This is a genomic window from Alteromonas sp. ABH4_454 (assembly GCF_056311775.1).
On the sequence record NZ_CM149972.1, the window covers coordinates 2552015 to 2568921 of the forward strand.

General features: G+C 43.4%; 16 protein-coding genes and 1 pseudogene. 7 read left to right on the forward strand and 10 right to left on the reverse strand.

Annotated features, from left to right (window positions below; translation table 11 throughout):
* Positions 1-52 precede the first annotated feature (52 nt).
* On the reverse strand, positions 53-655 hold the full coding sequence (locus tag ACYX4W_RS11170; RefSeq protein WP_474855933.1) for a PilZ domain-containing protein: 603 nt from the start codon (positions 653-655) through the stop codon (positions 53-55).
* A 190-nt stretch (positions 656-845) separates the two neighbouring features.
* Here ACYX4W_RS11170 and ACYX4W_RS11175 point away from each other — a divergent pair, with 190 nt between their 5' ends.
* Both ACYX4W_RS11175 and ACYX4W_RS11180 read left to right on the forward strand, forming a co-directional pair.
* Complete coding sequence (locus ACYX4W_RS11175) at positions 846-2237, forward strand: FtsX-like permease family protein (protein ID WP_476073234.1); 1392 nt, start codon at positions 846-848, stop codon at positions 2235-2237.
* Positions 2238-2314: 77 nt separating this feature from the next.
* Entirely contained in the window at positions 2315-2878 is a 564-nt protein-coding gene (locus tag ACYX4W_RS11180; protein WP_118489551.1) for a phosphoribosyltransferase, read from the forward strand.
* Positions 2879-2901: 23 nt separating this feature from the next.
* Here the strand turns inward: ACYX4W_RS11180 and ACYX4W_RS11185 are convergent, their stop codons facing one another.
* The 6 genes from ACYX4W_RS11185 to ACYX4W_RS11210 form a co-directional block, all read right to left on the reverse strand.
* Entirely contained in the window at positions 2902-4344 is a 1443-nt protein-coding gene (locus ACYX4W_RS11185; RefSeq protein WP_476073235.1) for a sensor histidine kinase, read from the reverse strand.
* Positions 4341-5516 carry an FIST signal transduction protein gene (locus ACYX4W_RS11190; protein WP_476073236.1) on the reverse strand — a complete coding sequence of 392 codons (1176 nt, stop codon included), beginning with the start codon at positions 5514-5516 and terminating at the stop codon, positions 4341-4343. The genes ACYX4W_RS11185 and ACYX4W_RS11190 overlap by 4 nt, the downstream gene beginning before the upstream one ends.
* A 103-nt stretch (positions 5517-5619) precedes the next feature.
* Positions 5620-6261: an energy-coupling factor ABC transporter permease gene (locus tag ACYX4W_RS11195; RefSeq protein WP_476073237.1), complete on the reverse strand. Its 642-nt coding sequence runs from the start codon at positions 6259-6261 to the stop codon at positions 5620-5622.
* 42 nt (positions 6262-6303) lie between these two features.
* On the reverse strand, positions 6304-7110 hold the full coding sequence (gene xthA, locus ACYX4W_RS11200) for an exodeoxyribonuclease III (RefSeq protein WP_476073238.1): 807 nt from the start codon (positions 7108-7110) through the stop codon (positions 6304-6306).
* 230 nt (positions 7111-7340) lie between these two features.
* Positions 7341-7508, reverse strand: coding sequence for a hypothetical protein (locus tag ACYX4W_RS11205; RefSeq protein WP_476073239.1), 168 nt, complete (start codon positions 7506-7508; stop codon positions 7341-7343).
* Positions 7471-8028 carry a heme oxygenase-like domain-containing protein gene (locus ACYX4W_RS11210; protein WP_476073240.1) on the reverse strand — a complete coding sequence of 186 codons (558 nt, stop codon included), beginning with the start codon at positions 8026-8028 and terminating at the stop codon, positions 7471-7473. Before ACYX4W_RS11210 ends, ACYX4W_RS11205 begins: the two co-directional genes overlap by 38 nt.
* Before the next feature lie 271 nt (positions 8029-8299).
* On the opposite strand from ACYX4W_RS11210, the gene ACYX4W_RS11215 reads away from it, so the two are divergent.
* On the forward strand, positions 8300-8695 hold the full coding sequence (locus ACYX4W_RS11215; RefSeq protein WP_476073241.1) for a DUF2750 domain-containing protein: 396 nt from the start codon (positions 8300-8302) through the stop codon (positions 8693-8695).
* 16 nt (positions 8696-8711) lie between these two features.
* Complete coding sequence (locus ACYX4W_RS11220) at positions 8712-9104, forward strand: SufE family protein (protein ID WP_476073242.1); 393 nt, start codon at positions 8712-8714, stop codon at positions 9102-9104.
* A 19-nt stretch (positions 9105-9123) separates the two neighbouring features.
* Here the strand turns inward: ACYX4W_RS11220 and ACYX4W_RS11225 are convergent, their stop codons facing one another.
* Positions 9124-10422 (reverse strand): glycosyltransferase, encoded by a 1299-nt coding sequence (locus tag ACYX4W_RS11225; RefSeq protein WP_476073243.1) that lies wholly within the window; start codon positions 10420-10422, stop codon positions 9124-9126.
* A gap of 492 nt (positions 10423-10914) precedes the next feature.
* On the opposite strand from ACYX4W_RS11225, the gene ACYX4W_RS11230 reads away from it, so the two are divergent.
* Entirely contained in the window at positions 10915-11760 is an 846-nt protein-coding gene (locus ACYX4W_RS11230) for an HDOD domain-containing protein (RefSeq protein ID WP_476073244.1), read from the forward strand.
* Positions 11761-11797: 37 nt separating this feature from the next.
* On the opposite strand, the pseudogene ACYX4W_RS11235 reads toward ACYX4W_RS11230, so the two are convergent.
* A pseudogene (locus ACYX4W_RS11235) lies at positions 11798-12614 on the reverse strand (acyl-CoA thioesterase).
* Between the two features lie 169 nt (positions 12615-12783).
* Here ACYX4W_RS11235 and ACYX4W_RS11240 point away from each other — a divergent pair.
* Positions 12784-14106 (forward strand): spinster family MFS transporter, encoded by a 1323-nt coding sequence (locus ACYX4W_RS11240; RefSeq protein ID WP_476073245.1) that lies wholly within the window; start codon positions 12784-12786, stop codon positions 14104-14106.
* A 71-nt stretch (positions 14107-14177) separates the two neighbouring features.
* Positions 14178-14990, forward strand: coding sequence for an alpha/beta fold hydrolase (locus tag ACYX4W_RS11245; protein ID WP_476073246.1), 813 nt, complete (start codon positions 14178-14180; stop codon positions 14988-14990).
* Positions 14991-15113: 123 nt separating this feature from the next.
* Here ACYX4W_RS11245 and glgC read toward each other — a convergent pair whose 3' ends face one another.
* Positions 15114-16400: a glucose-1-phosphate adenylyltransferase gene (gene glgC, locus ACYX4W_RS11250; protein WP_476054341.1), complete on the reverse strand. Its 1287-nt coding sequence runs from the start codon at positions 16398-16400 to the stop codon at positions 15114-15116.
* Positions 16401-16907 lie beyond the last annotated feature (507 nt).

Sequence of the window (16907 nt, forward strand, 5' to 3'; positions counted from 1 at the left end):
CTGTTTTTTAAATGCAAGATGAGTTTTACGGCTTATATACTGTTGTTAGGGGCTATTCAGATCCCGCTTTTTTTTCTTTCGCCCGTTTTCTTAGTTGCTGGGTTTGAATATGCAAACTGGCGCGAACTAAAAGCTCCTGGTCTTGCTCTCGAATGGTATTAAAAATAAAGGCGATATGGTAACTATCTTCAACTTGCTCGCAAGTAATTACTTCACCAAAACAAAAAATTGCTGCGGCTTCGGCATCAAGAAAAAGCTTTAGCTCTGCTCTAGTACCTACGTCCAGCGCATCAGACGATTCAATAATTACACCACCACCACCGAGCTTTACGGTTTTGAAACGGTATTCGGGCTCATCTTGTTGATGCAATACAAACGACATCATCAGGTCAATTTTTCGCGACTGATGATTTAAGTATTCCGCCAAGGTTTCGGCGTGATCGCCTAAATTCCTTAAAGGTCTGATTGCCTGCGCTTCTAACGCGGCCATTTCGCTGGCAATGCGAAATGCATAGGGCATCGAGTCTTCAAGGTTGTCCTCATCAGGTACTTTTTCATTGTCACCTAACGGGCGCACATTGGCATTTATGCTGTGCGCAATAGAAAAATACTCATCGAATTGGGCTTTTTTTTGTTCTAGGCTAAGTTCGCTCACATCATTCCTCTGCCACTATTTCTTGTGCCGCTAGTAACTTATAAGTAGTATACCGACCACGTAGTATACCCACTTTACTATTTTGGGGTTAACCCGTCATCTCGCCTTTGGGCTACTTATCTGAATTATTTATTCACTAAGCATAGCTAAATGTAAGGCAGATTACCGTATTACTGAAAAGCAAGGCGCTATGTTTTATCCTCTTTCTGCATTCATTGCTTATCGTTATGCCAAGTCTAACAAAGCAAGCCAAACCAGTTTTGTCTCATTTATAAACCGATTTTCAGTGGCGGGCATCGCGCTAGGGCTAATGGCGCTTATTATCGTAGTATCCGTAATGAATGGCCTAGAAGGGCAGCTAAAACAGCGCATACTAGGCATAGTCCCTCATATCGAAATTACAAAGACTGAAATTACAAAGACACCCATCGCAAGCAACAGCCTTAGCAAGACACCCACTCAAAAAGAAGTTACAGAGACATCCATTGCAAGCAACAGTCTTAGCAAGACACCCACGTTAAAGATGCAAAAAAGTCTTAGCGAGACACCCACCCAAAAAGTTACTTCCCCTAATCCTTTAACGTTAGATGAAATTAGCATGACACCCATTGAAGGCGTTGTTGCCAGTATGGACTACAGGGAGGCAGAAGCCGTAGTGCAGTCGCGCTCAGACTTGCGCGGCGTGCAGGTTCACGGTGTTCAGCCAGATGTGATGCTTGAGCACACCTTAGTTGCAAACCATATGGAGCAAGGTCGATTCAGTGACCTTGCTAGAGGTAGTTTCGCAGCCATCATTGGGCGTTCGCTGGCTATAAAGCTTGAAGCGCGTGTGGGTGACAGATTGCGAGTTATGGTTGCAGGGGCCAGTGTTTATACGCCGTTTGGAAGAATGCCAAGTCAGAGGCTTGTGACTGTAGTGGGTGTCTTCGATATGGGCTCGCAAATGGATGACAAGGTGATGTATATGAACCTTGATGATGTGAATCGCTTAATGAGAGACCCCAAAGGCAGTAAACAATCATTGCGTCTCTTTCTGAATGATGCATTCAATTACCAAGCGGTGGTTGATGAGTTAACAGATAGGGTGGGTGTCTCTGCAAATAATATTAGAACGTGGCGGGAGCGCCAGGGGCCGCTGTTTGATGCTGTAAAAATGGAAAAGAACATGATGACACTCATGTTGCTACTTATTATCGCTGTAGCTGCATTTAACATAGTGTCTGCATTGGTAATGGTAGTAACCGAAAAGCAGGGCGATATTGCGGTACTTCAAACTCAAGGCATGTTGCCCAGTACGGTAATGTGGATTTTTGTATTGAATGGCTTATTTAATGGTATAAAAGGCGCAGGTATCGGGCTTATCTTGGGTGTCTTTATAACTCTTCAGTTAAATAATATTTTAGATGCGATAGGTTCACCGTTGGCGCTAGCGGCTGACGGAAGAGGGCTGCCTATTGAAATGGACGTAGTGCAGATTATCAGCATTACTTTGCTGTCGTTATTGTTGTGCGTTTTAGCCAGCGTTTATCCTGCACGCAAAGCGATGAAAATTGCACCGTCTCAGGCCCTTCAAAATGAATAAATAGTTGAATTTACCGTGCAAAAGACCGTGAAATTCACTATACTCGCGGTCTTTTAAAATTTGCTCAGTGAGACGTCATGAACAAGAATTTTATCACCTCGCAATCGCTTCTACAGGATTCCTTTCGCTTAGCGGCAAAGGTGTATGAAGACGGCTTCCGCCCTGACTTTATTATCGGTATTTGGCGTGGTGGTGCTCCAATTGGTATCGCAGTTCAAGAATTCTTTGAATTTAAAGATACGTCAACCGACCACATCGCGGTACGTACTTCGTCTTACTATGGAATCAATAAACAGTCGAAAGAAATCCGTGTGCACGGGTTACACTACTTGGTTGAAAATGCCAACGCTGACGACAAGTTATTGATTGTTGATGATGTTTTTGACTCAGGCCGAAGTGTTGACGCGCTTATCAAGCAAATTAACAAGCTTATGCGCTTGAACATGCCAAAAGATATTCGCATAGCGTGCCCTTGGTATAAGCCTCAGAATAACACTACTGATATCGTGCCAGATTACTACGTAAACGAAAGTGATGAGTGGTTAGTGTTTCCTCACGAAATCGCAGGCTTGTCAGAAGAAGAGATCCGCGAAGGAAAAGGCGAGTTGGCTGACGTTATGGACATCTTATTCCAAAAGTAACAGCCATATAGCTTTAATAGCGATTACGAATCGCTATCGAACGTATCTAAACCGCACGATTGTGCGGTTTTTTTATTGGCTAAATTCGTTGGAAACGAGAGCGTAAACGTAGTGCCCACGTTAACCTCGCTATCTACGGCAATAGTGCCACCCATGGCCTCAACAATAGAAAAAGAAATATAAAGTCCTAAACCAGTTCCTTTACCTGTAGGCTTAGTGGTGTAAAACGGCTCGAAAAGTTTTTGCAGAGCGTGTTTTTCTATACCACAACCCGTGTCTTTAATGGTGATAACGGTATGGTTATCTTCTTCAAAGGAAGAGACGGTTAACTTGCCTCCATCATCCATCGCTTGCGCAGCATTGACAAAAAGGTTCACCAACACCTGATTCAACTTTCCGGTTTTCCCTTTTATTAGAGGGACTTCCGTTAAGTGCTGTTGAATTTTAATGCGGTGCTTTAATTCGCTATTTACTAACCTCAAGGCATGCGCAATACAGTCATTTACATTAATAGTTTCATCATCAAGCATGTCGGCGTCATGAGAAAATGAACGAAGGCTGGTGATTATGTCAGTGACTCTGTTTAAACCTTCTTCGGATTCTCCACAAATATCAGCAATTTCATCACTTAGTGAATCAATCTTATTGCGCGATTGCCACCGTATTGCTTTTTGCGCTATTTCTAACCTTTTTTTATCGCTAGTACTTGATGCCAATTGCAACACTATGTCCTGCATCTGAGATAGAGCAGGCAATACGTTTCTTAAAAAGTGAATGTTACTATTGATAAACGCTATCGGATTATTTATTTCGTGGGCTACACCTGCTGCTAATAACCCTAGAGAAGCCATTTTTTCAGAATCGATAAGGCTCTTTTCAACTTTGGCTTTTTCTTCTTTCAGCCTCACCGTTTCCAGCGCCATTAACTTGGCCTGCATCCCCATTGCCATTTGTTCCGTAAAGGTGCGATATCTATTGGCCATATCTACGTATTCTTGGGTGTAGTAACCCAGTGATTGATGACAAAAAACAATAACGGCCTGCTGCTGATGTACGTTAAACGGACAATAAAGCACCGATGTGACTGAAGTTTCAAATAATGTCAAGTGCTGTTGCCAAGTAGGCTGTTGTTGAACGTTAAACAATGCAACGGGTTCACTTTTGACCGCTCTAGAAAGGGTATCGTCTATCTCCCAAACAGTATCGAGTAAAGCGTCATGTGTACTATTTATACATTTCATTTTGCCCGCGCTTTCATTTTCTAGCACAAAGCATACTTCGTAGTTGTAAAGCCCCTTAAAAACGCTAAACATCTTCTTGTAAAGATCTATTTCATCCTCAGCGGTAAGCAGCACCCGGGTGCCTTCTAGCAAAGCATCGCTTTCTTTTTTATGAGCCTCAGCTTGTTGTTTCAAGCGGTAAACAAGGGCCAGATCTTCTAAAACGTTTTCGTAATCTTTATTCATTGGGAAAACACTACCGCTGATATCATGAGGTTACCGTGTCTGTTTTTGCCGTCTAAAAATCGCCCTTGTTCGCCAAACGTAAACGGGCCACAAATAGGTAGAGACGGAAACGTTTTTTGTAACGAATTCAACATAGCATTTATCTCATCGCCAACCATTAATCGGCATCCGGCGCAATAAATCATCAATACGCCAACGGGCGTTTTGTTTTCCGGAAGCAGCATAATTGCATTATTAATAACACGCTCTGCACGAGAGGTGAGACTAGTAACATTGCCTTCCATCAAAACCAGCTCTTCGCCTTCTCGGACTTCGGAAAAAACATGAAGGGTCCCATCTTCGTCCACCGAGTCGGGATGGCAGAGAAGATAGTTTACTGCGCCATTGTCCAGCTCAACTGGCTTGCCCAAAGGCGCCGATGAAGTAAGTCCTAATATTTGTCCGCCGTTAAGCTGTTGTGCAATCAAGCCATTAGTCGCATTATTGTAGACAGTGCTGGCTTTACCATTATCGAGTTGTTGAAGTTGTCGGCCTTGAGCTGTAGTGGCTTTAAATACCGTCTCAGTTGGTTTGTAACCAGAGCTATAGCTTAAGCCCAAAGGTGTTGAAGGGTATAGAACTGCTACGGCAACGGTTTGAGGCCCTGAGGAAGTCGTTGTTACTGTGCACCAATTACCTGAAACCGTATTGTCTGCCATTGAGCCCCCAAAGATAGGAACCTTTGTTCCTACGACGCTAGCAAAACCCTCGAGTATGCTTTCTTCATTGCCTGGGGGAAGCGAGCACCAGATAAGTGCTGGACTCTCATAGGGTCTTTCTGCATTTGCCAATGCTTTTTGCAGCGATACTGCTCCCGCTTTAAATGGGCTGCATTCAGTAATGTCGGCACTGCCTACACCGTAAGCCCCGTTTTCATCGTTAATACAGAACAAGGCTAAGTCACAGTTAGGCGAGGCTATGTTGTTATCGCAAAGCAACGCGCCTAAGCAAGAACTAGAGATGAAAAATGGTAGCGCTGTGTCGGTTATAGTTCTTGTAAGTGTATCTAATGATAAATCGGTATTGCCGTAACCGATGAGTAGTGAAGGCCTTTCATTGGCTAAAATACTCTCTAGTTGCGATGTTACGCTTGCAATACCGTCGCACTGTAATGCAAATGTCTGAATTTTCATTTAGCTCTACCACTCGACTTCACTCTTTAATCATAGATTGAAATTAGAAAAAGCTTATTAACTTTTAGTTTAATAAGTGAAGTGATTTGAAGAGGTAAAGGGTTTAATTATCCAGGTAAAATTTGTCGTGGAAGGTATACACCCAAGTTGGCTGGTAAATAACGAGTAGAGTAATAGCCATTCCGTTTAGAAGTGCTTCTGGAAACACTAATAGCGGGATTAGTAAAATATAGTTATCGAAAACGATGTCCCAAGTATATGTACCTTCAAAATAATAGAAGGCGCCTAGCGATAAGGTTTTAAGAGCGATTGATAGTGCGGCAGGAAAAAAGGCACATACAAAGATATATACAAACAGTTGTCTGGGGATATGGTGGAAAGACAACATGTAGAAAAGGTAGGTTGTTCCAATTGGCAAAATAGTTCCAAGCAGACCATTCACACCAAAGTTTTCCCACGTGCCGTAACCTATGAGGTTTGCCCCCAAAAGCGCGATAAACGAGGCAGTAATTGCATTTCTAAAGCCCAACATCAGGGTGAGAACAGAAAGGCCTAGAAAATGAACATCTAAGCCTTCAAAAATCCCTGCCTTAAACAACCAAAGCACAAATAGAGAGGCTGCAGTACCGAATATAAGGTGTTGCTGCTGTTTGTTGCGAGCAAAGTGAGTAAAGTCGATGTGCTTAGCCGCGCCCAGCAAAAACGCGCCATAGATTAGCAATGCCAACAACTGTAATGAACTCACTGGTACTCCTTATATGGGGCTACTTTATTCGCTATCGGCCAACTAGTTATATTCGGCCCAAATTGGGGCGTGGTCGGACGGCTTTTCAATGCCTCTTAATTCATAATCAATGCCAGCATCGTGCAGGCGTGAATGCAAAGTTTTTGTAGCCAGTATTAGGTCAATGCGAAGGCCGCGGTTGTCGTTAAACCCTTTTGAGCGATAGTCGAACCACGAAAACTTGTCATTAGTTTCAGGATTAAGTGTTCTAAAGCTATCCTCAAAGCCCCAATCGATAAGTGTGTTCAACCATTCACGCTCTTCCGGTAAAAAACTACACTTGCCTGTTCTCAGCCAGCGCTTCTTGTTTTCTTCACCAATGCCTATGTCTAGATCTGTATGGGAGATGTTCACATCGCCCATTACAATGACGTTCTCATCCGGCGTATGGTTATCGTTCAAATACGTCATTAAGTCTTTATAAAACTTGCGCTTAGCTGGGTACTTTGTTTCGTGCTTTTCGTTTTCACCTTGAGGAAAGTAACCGTTAAGGATAGTTACGGGTTCGCCAGATTCATCAGTGGTTTTTAAGATGATCATTCTACGCTGGGCATCTTCCTCGTCGGTAGGAAAACCCATAGACACGGAAAGGGCTTCTTTCTTTGCTAAAAACGCTACGCCGTAGTGACTTTTCTGCCCGTGGAAATAAACGTGATAGCCCATGGCTTCCACGGCTTCTACCGGAAACTGCTCGTTGTGAACCTTAATTTCTTGCAAGCCAATAATATCTGGTTGGTGAGCGTCAATAACTGCTTGTAGTTGGTGCAAGCGGGCGCGTATGCCGTTTATATTAAATGAGATTACTTTCATGCTTATGTTTTTGTTGTTTCAACGTTGCGTTAAGTCTACCAGAAACTAAGCAAGCGCTTAACGAAGAACTACCGATATATTAATGCATTCAGTCGATTGGATGGATTAAGTTTATTTATAGCAATGAAGCTTGCGTGCCGCTGGGTAACGTAGGTTTGGCGAGAGCGAAACGAATTACCGCGCGATTTTTGCCTATGGCGGAAATAGCTTTTGTTTTTAACTACGCTATGCTAACTAACTTCAACCGCCTGACTAGTGCTGTCTTGTACGTCAGCATCAGCTAATGTAATCAGATATTCAAACCATGCATTCGCATCTTTTACTGCATCTGCAACAACGCTTTCACTTTCTAAATCGAGTTCAGGGAGTAGCTTTTCGACTTCTTGTTTGAATGACACCCATGCTTTCGCACACCCAGCCATGGCTTGGTAATAGTTTGTAGGTATATCGCGCTCCATGGCGTTTAGCCTTCGAACAATGATATTCGCACCCATCGATGAGCCTAACCATACGTATATAGCTGAAATAGCTTGGCTGGTGGGCGAGACTGCTGTCTGGCATAGATAGTTTGTCGTGGTGGGTGTCTTTGTAAGCCTGCTCTGTGTATGTTTCTGAAGCGTGGATGTCTTTGTTAATTGAATCTTTGGCAAGCGCAAGAATATCTTGATTTAGCGCATCTTGAATTGCATCACTGTTTATCATCGAAGCCACCGATGAGAGGGCTGGAACTTTGAGTTCAGCTCGTTGAACGGCGTTTGCCGCGGCTTGGTGGAACATACTCATGATTTTTAAAATAGCGAGGTATGCCTTTTCATCGAACAAACTGTCTTTGTGATAGATAGAAAATGGGAAAGTATTTTCCAAAATATCGTGGTTTGCATGGGTGTCTTGCTTAAGAGCAGTGAAAAGGTTGCGCATGGTATAAGTATCTTGGCGTTGTTACTGAGTAGTCATTATCGATTGGGCTTTACTTTAGCATGGGTGTCTCTGTAACCGGTAGTGAATTGAAGAAAAGCTAAATAATTTCAAATTAGCTTGGTTGATTGCTGGTTTGGGTGGGTGTCTTTGTAAGGATGGTTTGTTGTTTTTAGCGTGGGTGTCTTTGTAAGAGAGGTTTTGGTGACTATTGCATTGCGCCTTTTGCTGGTGCGGGTATACTTGCCCCAAATTTTGAGATAGGTGAATAAGCGTGTTTCCAGAAACAATTGCAGACAAGTTGAACGATGCGGTCATTGAGCAGGCAATGAAGCTAAGTGCTGAAGAACGACAAGAACTTGTTGTTAGCTATATAGCGAAAGCAAAAGAAATATGGATGATACAGGGCAGTGAAGGCTTTGTTATGTTCGAAGGCGGCGAGAGTGTTCAATTACCCGTATTCCCACATCGCGACTTGGCGCAAAAGTTCGTAGACATAAATGAACTAGAAGGCCAATGCGTAAGCGTTGAATTGGCTGAATTTACAGAAACTTGGCTGCCTGGTCTCACAAAAAATGGTGTGGAACTGGTTATGTTTCCAACAACAAGCGACGTTGAAAACTTAGTTATGACCGCAGAAGATTTAGCTGCCGAACTAAACGGCAACTAAACTGGGCTTATAGCAGATGAATTCGGATGAAACTTTGCTTCCTTTAGCTTCATCGCTTGCCGCTTCGAAAGGGTGGGATGATTTCACTCGCACGCTTATGTTAGCGGGTAAATCTTTAACGCCACTCCCTTTAGACGAACGTTCTTCAAACACAGCTGTTGAAGGGTGTGAGAGCCCTGTGTGGATGGCATATTCAACGGAACAAGGCGGCATAATGGCGTACTCACCAAGTAAGGTGATTCGGGGTGTACTTGCAGTATTACTTGAAAAAGCCAATACCTTGTCCGAAGCGCAGCGTGAAAGTTTTGACTTCGAAAGTTACTTGTCTCGCTGCCACTTAGAGCGATATCTAAGTCAGTCGCGAGGCAACGGAATAAAGTCAGTGATAGCAAAGTTGAAGGGCGTATAGGCGCTTCTTTCTCGCCCCTCTACTTGTTTTTTGCTTCAATCCACTGGCTCATATATTTACTTGCTGCAAGCGTTTGATGCCACAACAAACCTTGCATAAACAAAGCATCCCTATGTTTATCTAGTCCTTGTTTTAACTCACTTATTCTTTCAATAAGCGTCACCTCTGGCTGCTGCTGTTTAAATTCGCTTAGCAAACTAGCCGTATTTTTATTGGCTAAACTCCATATCTTCTCATCTTCATACAGCGCTACGGCTCTTTCAACGTAATCTTGAATAACCGCCAAATTAGAAGTATCAGCATCGCATAGAGCACCAGGCCATTGTGCCGATTGCAGATTTTTAACCTCGTGTTCGACTTTGGCGCTCATCTCGCTATTTACATTAACGCTATCTTCAACAATACCTTCTGCGCCAACCCAGGTTGTGACGCTTGGCGTGCCGCAGCGCATCGCATCAAGCAACTTTCCTTTTATCCCCGCGCCGAATCGCAAGGGAGCGATAAGGGCTCTAGCATTCATCATTACAGACTCAACATCGTTGGCCCAGCCCTTTACTAAGAAGCCTTGTTTCTCGTTGTGAAGTTGCGTTGCTTTCTTAGGTGGGTAAGCGCCGTAAATATGCAATTCAGCATGAGGCAATGCTTTTTTGATTGAAGGCCACAGATGCTGCTTTAATTGCAAAACCGCGTCCCAATTTGGCGCATGGCGAAAGTTACCAATATGGATAAAATGCGAGCGTTGCTCAAAAGATGGGGCAGGGCTAATAGAACGGCCAACTACGAGAGGATGATACTGAAGTTGCGCTGAAGGTACACCGTAGTGTTCAGTCAATAAGGCCATTTCTTTTTTTGAAATAACCAAGGTTAGATCGCTTCGAATAATCGACGCAATTTCTCTTTGGGCCAGTTCGCTATGTAGATGCGCTAGGCTTGCATCGCCATGCTTTTTTACCGCTTCATGTCGTGCTTGGCGAAGGCTATGTAAATCTTCAGTATTAAGCACTCTTAGCGCATTCGGGCAAACTTCTTTTACTCGCCAAGAAAACTGTTCTTCAGTCATATAGCGATCAAAAATAACGACGTCTGGGGCTATCTCTGCAATAAGAGTGTTAAATGAACTGCAGTTTAGCGCCACAGGCTGAACATTTACCCCCATGGCTAGAAGATCGGCTTTGTGCTCGCTGTCGGTGGCGGCTGTTAAGAAAGTCACGTTGAAGTTAGCGGCTAAGCAACGCTCAATAATAGAGAGCATGTTCTGCCCAGCGGCTGAGGAATTTGGCTCGGGCCACACATAGCCGACTACAACAACATTTAACATGGTATGGGTTACAACTCTTATTCAAAAATGTGCCTGAACTGCACCGTTATTTTGCGGCAAATGCTATCACAAAACTACGCACGTCATTAATAAAAGGGGCTCTGCCTTAGAAATTCTAATTCTTATAGGTAATTACCCTAAGTTTTTCTTTGAAAAAGAATTTTAGGTTTGTAAAAACAAGCTGCTCGTTATAATACGCGACGTTCCGGCATGTTAAAGGAACTCCAAAGGTGTATCGTAGTCTAGGGTATTACCTAAATTGATAATGCTCAGGGTTGGAAAAACAGCCTATAATTACAAAGAAACATTAATTAATAGTTACCCTTTTAAGAGTTTTTTTAACTGCCTGATTAGTAAAGAAATCATACTTTTTTACTAGGCGATATTAATTGACCTCTTTAGTTTTAACGCCTATACCTTAATTAAGCTCATGGCGAATGGAGGTGCCTTGAACACGACAATGACAAAGACTGCATTGAAGAGAGTGCACGAATGAATTTAGATGAATTAGTTTCGAAAGCGGAAGACCTCTTTGTTTTACCAGACTCGGTAACGCGACTTAAAGCTTGTATGGACGATGAAGCTTCAAGCATTGACGATATTGGCGATATCATTGCTTTCGACCCGTCATTGGCTACCCAGCTGCTTAGAGTGGCAAACTCAGCACTCTATCGTTTTCCCAATAAGATTGACACCATAACAAGGGCTATCCAGGTGGTGGGGACCCGTTCGACCTACGACTTGGCGCTTGCCTATGGTGTAAGTCAGGCATTTAGCGAAGTAAATGGCCAAGCAATAGACTTAGACAAGTTCTGGGAACAAAGTGTTTCTTGCGGATTATTGGCCAAGTATTTTGCCGATATGCGCAATATTAGAGAGCCCGAAAGACTTTTCGTTTCCGGGCTGCTTCACAATATTGGAGAGCTAGTTACCGTTTCGCTTTTGCCTGAGTCGGCAACCCGTTGTCAGGCGTTTAATGCACGGGTAAGTCCCGCAGAGCTTCAATTTGGCGTATTAGGGTTTACTTACGCAGACCTGTCGGCAAGACTGATTGAAAAATGGGAAATCCCTAGTTCAATTTATACGCCTATTGCCAGTATTCACAAAGGCGAAGATGTAGAGACAAATGTAGAAGATAAAATTCTACAGCTTTCTTACGTGTTAGCACTAGATAACGTAAACCCAGAAATTTATCCAAGCTATCACAATTTAAAACCTGAGATGCACGAGGCGTTGTCGCTAAATCGCGAGGATCTGGAAGACGCGCTAGATATAACTAACCTTCAATGTATTTCGGTTATTTCCTTGTTTAATCCTAACGCGTTTATGCTCTATTAAGGCTAAACGCCTTTAGCCACAGCTAATGCCGTAGCGATTAGTCAAAAATCGCTACGGTTTGTCTGCTTATTGCAATGACTTCGTTATCTTTATCCCAAATTGTCGCTTCCGTGTGACCATAACCGTCAACTTGCCTGTCTAGTATGGGCTTTGTAGCCGAACCAATCGGTAGGGCTCACCGGCTTATGCGGGTGGATAAATTCTAAATTCCAGCTAACCGTGCTAGCAGGTGCCGGCAATTTCATCATTTGCAATAGCGTAGGCGGCCAGGCATCAATCATGGTAATGATGTGTGCATCAGTTATCGCCGCAGGTGCTTGTTTAAACCGCATGAATCCGTGGTAGTGGCTTGTTTTTCTTCGCGTAAAAGGAATACCGCCATCTTCAATGGCTAAGTCGAAGTAACGTAAAAACTTTGGCGTAACTTTAGGTATTTGTGGGATAAATTTCGCCTTGTTAGGCAAAGGCATATCATGCCTTTCGTTATTTTCTACCTTAATACCAGATTCTCTAGCGACCCCGAAACACGCTTGGGAAAAGACGCAGCTTTTGCCGTCTTGAATGGCATGCGCGGTATACTGTGAAACATTTTTACCCGTTCTTAATAGGGTAACTTCGATAGAGAAGGGGGCTTCGAGGGACAAAGGGCCAACAAAGTTAGTAGTAAAAGAGCGTAACACCCGATTATCAGTTACTTGTTGTTTCACAGCGGTATACAGCATACCGGCAGAAATGCCGCCAAACGCCGTTCGTCCTTGACCCCAAGTTTTAGAAATGACGAGCCCGTCAACTTTCCAGGTATTTTCCGATGTTTGTGATAGTTGGGGAATATTGAGCAATTCATCTACTGTCATATTGGCTTGTCTGGTCTGATGAGTTAAGTGGGTGTCATCGTACATTAAGCGCTGTGGAACGAAAAGCCTGAGTTAGAAATTTTCGTTATGTTAACAAATAAGTAACAATTAGTTGTGTATTTTTTTACCAGCTGCGTAGACTGGGATATCGTCACTCAAAAGGACTGTTATGGCCCATACGCACGTTGAAGGTATTCCCGCTAACGAAGCTGGAACATCTAGAAGTTACCGCAATTACGTTCTGTTCATATTAACCTTAGTGTATGCCTTTAACTTTATAGATAGGCAAATTATCGGAATATTATCGCCCTTCATTAAAGCCGATCTGGGGTTAGATGACGCTCAGTTGGGGTGGCTTAAAGGCATCTACTTCGCGTTACTTTATACTGTAATGGGTATCCCAATTGCTTGGCTTGCAGACCGTTATAGCCGGGTAAATATCATCGCAATATCATTAACGCTCTGGAGTGGCTTTACTGCAGCATCTGGATTGGCAGCCAACTACATGCAACTCGCTATTGCTCGTATTGGTGTAGGTATTGGAGAGGCTGGGGGCAGCCCACCATCGCACAGTATTATTTCTGACCTTTTCCCTAAAGAAAAACGCGCTGGAGTTCTGGCTATTTATTCTTTAGGCATTCCATTTGGTGTAATGCTGGCGTTTTTTGCCTCAGCGTTCTTTTTACAGGGCGGATCTGCCGACTGGCGTACGGTAATGTACAGCGTGGGTATACCTGGAGTAATACTGGCTATTTTGCTGAAGTTGACGGTAAAAGAGCCTGCTAGAACAGTTTCTGCGCCAAGTGCAGATGACGCGAATAAGCCAAGTGTTAAATCGTCATTGAAAATGCTGCTAAAAATACCTACGTGGTGGGGGATGGCATTGGGTATTTCATTTGGTTCGTTCGGTAACTATGCAATATCGACTTGGGTCATTGATTATTACGTGCGAGCATTTGCAGGGCTAGATATTACACAACTTCTTATTGTATTTGGCATCATCAACGGTACTGCATACGCATTGGGCGTGTGGTTAGGTGGCTATGTAGCTGACAGGTGGGGCAAGCACAATAAGAAAGCTTATGCCTTACTACCTGCTATCGCGCTTATTATCGGTGTGCCTGCCTTCTATGCATCTTTACAAGTTCAAGATTTGTGGTTGTCGGTTGGGCTTATGGCGTTGCTGTTATTTACAAGTGGCTCTTACTTAGGGCCTAGTTTTGCGATGGCACAAACCCTTGCGCCGATAAACGTAAGGGCGATGTCGACGGCACTCTTCTTCTTTGTTTTAAATATAATTGCGCTAGGTGGTGGCCCTACACTTACCGGTATTATAAGCCAAGCGCTGGTGCCGTCTTTAGGCGAGACTGAGGCATTAAGGCAAGCTTTGATTTACCTAGTAGTTCCTTACGCCATTTCAATTGCTGTGTTCTTATGGACAAGCACGAAGATTGTAAAAGATTGGGAAATGGCAGAATCTAGGGGCTTGTAGTATTATCGATATTTCATGGTAAGGGGCTGATTATAGGCCCCTTTATTGTTTGAATGTGAAGGAGTGTATAGGTGTCCTCGTCAGAGTTGAGTTTTCATTTTGCCCATGCGAACGGGTTTCCTGCAGGAAGCTATAGCGCAATGTTTTCGGCGTTACCCAGTCACTTCAACCGTTTGCACGTTGAGCGATTTGGCCACGACCCTCAGCTTCCCGTAAATGGCAACTGGCGAAATCAGGTTCAAGAACTCATCAAACATATTAAGAAAGAAAATAAAGATCCGCGCGGTGTTTACGGTGTAGGGCATTCGTTTGGCGCCGTAATTACCTACATGGCGGCGTGTGAGGCGCCTGAGCTATTTCGGGGCGTTATTTTATTCGACCCGCCGTTAGTGGTTGGCCCACTGAGTTATTTCTTTAAATTCGCTAAACATACGCCTTTAATTAATAAGCTAACGCCTGCAAAACTCGCACAAACGCGTAATACACGTTGGCCAAGCAATACCGATATGGTTGCGTACTTTCATGGCAAAGCACTATTTAGAGATATGGATAAACGATGCGTAAGAGACTACGTGAAGTCTGTTACAGAGACTAAGGGAGACAATATCTCACTTACATTTAGGGCTGACGTAGAAGCTGATTTATTCCGTAATGTGCCTCATAACCTCGGGAAATACAAAGGAAAGCTTAAGTGTCCTGCAGTATTGGCGACGGGTAGCAGCAGTAATGTATGTAAGCCTGAAATGTACTCGCGGCTAATGAAGCATAATGCAATTGAACATGTGGTATTAGATGGTGGTCACATGTTCCCGTTAGAGCATCCTGAAGCGGTAGCGAGCTTTATTGAGCAAACCCTTACAAGGTGGAGCAATGAGGCGGAGTAAGCGGGTGGGGTCGCTTGTTGGTCACATAAATTGGGCTAAGTAATTAAAGGTTTAGCCGGTTTATTTGAGATTGATTTTGGCGTTATGCGCCAAAACCAATCTCATAGGCTCTTGAAAGGTTTATTAACTCTGTTTGCTTGAGGCGCTTAGTCCACCCACTGGTTGGCCTAGCATTTCACGTGTTACAAGTACCACACCTTTTTCTGAGACACGGAAGCCTCGTGCTTTATCTTGTTCGTGGTCGTAACCAATGGTCGTTCCTTCCGGTATAACGCAGCCGCGATCAATAATCACTTTTTTCAACTTACAATGACGTTTGATTTCAACGTCTGGAAGGATGACGGCATCTTCTATTAACCCGTATGAATGTACACGTACGTTAGAAAAACAAATAGAAGAACGAAGGGTAGAGCCAGAGATGATGCAGCCACCGGAGACAACAGAGTTAATAGCTTCACCACGTCTGTCATGATCTTCCCATACAAACTTAGCAGGCGGTAGTTGTTCTTGGTAGGTCCAAATAGGCCATTTTCTATCGTATAGATTAAGCTGAGGTACGGGCGCTACCATCTCCATATTGGCTTCCCAGAACGAATCAATTGTACCTACGTCACGCCAGTAAGCGTTATCTCCGCCACTTTGTTCAAATGGGTAGGCATATACGGGATGGTCAGCAATTATCGATGGAATAATGTCTTTACCAAAATCACGCTGAGACCCCATATTTTCAGAGTCTACTCGCAGTTGTTCAAATAAAAACTCGGTGTCGAATACATAATTGCCCATAGAGGCTAGGCAGCGCGTGGGGTCGTTCGGAAGCGGGGTAGGGTTGGCAGGTTTTTCTTCAAAACCATTAATACGGTAGTTTTCATCTACGGACATCACACCAAAAGCACCCGCTGCTTCTTCTAGAGGTACTGACATACATGAGACGGTCATTTTTGCACCAGACTCTTTGTGCTTAGCGAGCAAATCACCGTAGTCCATACGATAGATATGGTCACCTGATAGGATCATTACGTATTTTGGCAGTTCATCACGGATGATGTCGATGTTTTGAAAAACAGCATCGGCGGTGCCTTCATACCAACTGTCGGAAAAACGTTGAGACGCAGGAAGAATTTCAACTGATTCACCGAGTTCTTTCTTGAAATGCCCCCAACCCCTGACCAAGTGGCGAATTAAGGAGTGAGACTTGTACTGAGTGACGACGCCAATTCTTCGAATGCCTGAGTTAACACAATTTGATAGGGGAAAGTCGATGATTCTAAATTTACCGCCGAAATAAAGCGCGGGTTTGGCTCGCCAAGTAGTGAGCTCGTGTAGTCTTGAACCTTTCCCCCCAGCTAAAATAAGCGCATATGTATCGCGGGTGAGGTTACTGATGTAACGAGAACTTTGATCTGCCATTTCCTAAAAACTCCTGTAAAAAAGCGACAACTGTGTATCGATAGAAATATAAAAAGAAAACGAGGTGTTGCGATGATAGCGCTATGCATGAAAGGCCCTACTGAACAGGCTTTACTGATAACCTAAACCCATATTACACAAGATAATTTATAATAACAGTGCGATTTTCTTGCTTTGTGATGAAATGGTTAAATTTTTGAATTTTTTGTTGCTTTACGGTTTTTCTAAACAAGACATCCATCGTAGGAGTTAAGCAAGGTTAAGCAAGACACCCATCATAAAATTTATACTCATAAAGTTAAGCAAGACACCCATCGTAAAATTTATACTCATAAAGCATAGTCTAGGTATCCACTATCACAAGGGAAAGGCGAAGTAGCCTGTATTAGAAGGATTTAGAAAGACACTCATCTAAAACTACGAATACCTACATATTTAATGAGACATCCAACTAAAATTACGAACACATGAAAGGTACCTGTACGCCGAAAAACCTTTAACTCCGTT

What these genes read in the sequence shown, in the direction of transcription:
- ACYX4W_RS11175 (WP_476073234.1), top strand. Translation starts at nt 846, where the DNA reads ATGTTTTATCCTCTTTCTGCATTCATTGCTTATCGTTATGCCAAGTCT.
- ACYX4W_RS11180 (WP_118489551.1), top strand. Translation starts at nt 2,315, where the DNA reads ATGAACAAGAATTTTATCACCTCGCAATCGCTTCTACAGGATTCCTTT.
- ACYX4W_RS11185 (WP_476073235.1), bottom strand. Translation starts at nt 4,344, where the DNA reads ATGAATAAAGATTACGAAAACGTTTTAGAAGATCTGGCCCTTGTTTAC.
- ACYX4W_RS11190 (WP_476073236.1), bottom strand. Translation starts at nt 5,516, where the DNA reads ATGAAAATTCAGACATTTGCATTACAGTGCGACGGTATTGCAAGCGTA.
- xthA (WP_476073238.1), bottom strand. Translation starts at nt 7,110, where the DNA reads ATGAAAGTAATCTCATTTAATATAAACGGCATACGCGCCCGCTTGCAC.
- ACYX4W_RS11210 (WP_476073240.1), bottom strand. Translation starts at nt 8,028, where the DNA reads ATGCGCAACCTTTTCACTGCTCTTAAGCAAGACACCCATGCAAACCAC.
- ACYX4W_RS11220 (WP_476073242.1), top strand. Translation starts at nt 8,712, where the DNA reads ATGAATTCGGATGAAACTTTGCTTCCTTTAGCTTCATCGCTTGCCGCT.
- ACYX4W_RS11225 (WP_476073243.1), bottom strand. Translation starts at nt 10,422, where the DNA reads ATGTTAAATGTTGTTGTAGTCGGCTATGTGTGGCCCGAGCCAAATTCC.
- ACYX4W_RS11230 (WP_476073244.1), top strand. Translation starts at nt 10,915, where the DNA reads ATGAATTTAGATGAATTAGTTTCGAAAGCGGAAGACCTCTTTGTTTTA.
- ACYX4W_RS11240 (WP_476073245.1), top strand. Translation starts at nt 12,784, where the DNA reads ATGGCCCATACGCACGTTGAAGGTATTCCCGCTAACGAAGCTGGAACA.
- glgC (WP_476054341.1), bottom strand. Translation starts at nt 16,400, where the DNA reads ATGGCAGATCAAAGTTCTCGTTACATCAGTAACCTCACCCGCGATACA.